The 1,555-nt window shown below is 72.3% G+C and carries 2 protein-coding genes; both read right to left on the bottom strand.

Features of this window, described 5'->3' with window-relative positions:
- On the bottom strand, positions 1–919 hold a 919-nt coding region (uvrC, locus tag ACFV5N_RS27725; protein ID WP_385605267.1), incomplete at its 3' end, for an excinuclease ABC subunit UvrC.
- 71 nt (positions 920–990) lie between these two features.
- Positions 991–1,555: MBL fold metallo-hydrolase (locus ACFV5N_RS27720; RefSeq protein WP_385605264.1), on the bottom strand; the 565-nt coding region annotated here is incomplete at its 5' end.

Genomic DNA, 1,555 nt, shown 5'->3' with positions numbered 1-1,555 from the left:
GCTGGAGGGCGTGTTCGACGAGCTGGGGGGTGGCGACGTGCTCGACCTTGTCGGTGACCCAGCCGCGCTGGCCGCGCACCCGGCCGCCGCGGACGTGGAAGATCTGGACGGCGGCCTCCAGCTCGTCCTCGGCGACGGCGACGAGGTCGGCGTCGGTGGCGTCGGCGAGGACGACGGCGTTCTTCTCCATGGCGCGCCGCAGGGCCTCGATGTCGTCGCGCAGCCGTCCGGCGCGTTCGTACTCCATGGCCTCGGAGGCCTCCCGCATGCCGCTCTCCAGCCGGCGCAGATAGGTGCCGGTGCGGCCGGCCATGAAGTCGCAGAACTCCTCGGCGAGTTCACGGTGCTCTTCGGGGGTGACGCGGCCGACGCAGGGCGCGGAGCACTTGTCGATGTAGCCGAGGAGGCAGGGGCGGCCGATCTGGTGGGCGCGTTTGAACACCCCGGCGGAGCAGGTGCGGACGGGGAAGACCCGCAGCAGCAGGTCGACGGTCTCGCGGATGGCCCAGGCGTGGCCGTAGGGGCCGAAGTACCGGACGCCCTTGCGCTTGGTGCCGCGCATGACCTGGGCGCGGGGGAACTCCTCGTTCATCGTGACCGCGAGGTACGGATAGCTCTTGTCGTCGCGGTACTTGACGTTGAAGCGGGGGTCGTACTCCTTGATCCAGGTGTACTCCAGCTGGAGCGCCTCCACCTCGGTGGCGACCACGGTCCACTCCACGGAGGCGGCCGTGGTGACCATGGTGGCGGTCCTGGGGTGCAGGTGGGTGAGGTCCTGGAAGTAGGAGGAAAGCCGCTGCCGCAGGCTCTTGGCCTTGCCGACGTAGACGACCCGGCCGTGCTGGTCGCGGAAGCGGTAGACGCCCGGCTCATCGGGGATTTCACCCGGCTTGGGACGGTAGCTGGAGGGGTCGGCCATGGTCGTAACCCTACTGCCGGGGACCGACACCTCATGGTCACCGGGCGGCCGTACGGGGCGCCCGGGGCGGGCTACCAGCCGCGCTCGCGCCAGGCGGGGAGGTGCGGGCGTTCGGCGCCGAGGGTGGTGTCCGCGCCGTGTCCCGGGTAGACCCAGGTCTCATCCGGAAGGGTGGCGAACAGCCGGGTCTCCACGTCGTGCAGCAGACCGGCGAAGGCGGCGGGGTCGCCGTGGGTGTTGCCGACGCCGCCGGGGAAGAGGCTGTCGCCGGTGAACAGGTGGGGGTGGCCGTCGGGGTCGTCGTAGACGAGGGCGACGGAGCCGGGGGTGTGGCCGGTGAGGCGGCGGACGGTGAGGGTGATGTCGCCGAAGGTGACGGTGTCCTCGTCGTCCAGGGCGACGTCGGTGGGGACGGGGATGCCCTCGGCGTCGGGGCGGCCGGCGTAGGTGGTGGCGCCGGTGGCGGCGACCACCTCGGCCAGGGCCTGCCAGTGGTCGGCGTGCCGGTGGGTGGTGACGACGCCGGTGAGGCCGTCGGGCCCGGTCAGCTCCAGGAGGGTGGCGGGCTCGGCGGCGGCGTCGATGAGCAGCTGGGCGCCGGTGGCCCGGCAGCGCAGCAGGTAGGCGTTGTCCGCC

Origin of the sequence: Streptomyces sp. NPDC059853 (assembly GCF_042731495.1) — a bacterium.
GTDB lineage: Bacteria > Actinomycetota > Actinomycetes > Streptomycetales > Streptomycetaceae > Streptomyces.
This window is presented reverse-complemented; position numbering and strand designations above follow the sequence as displayed.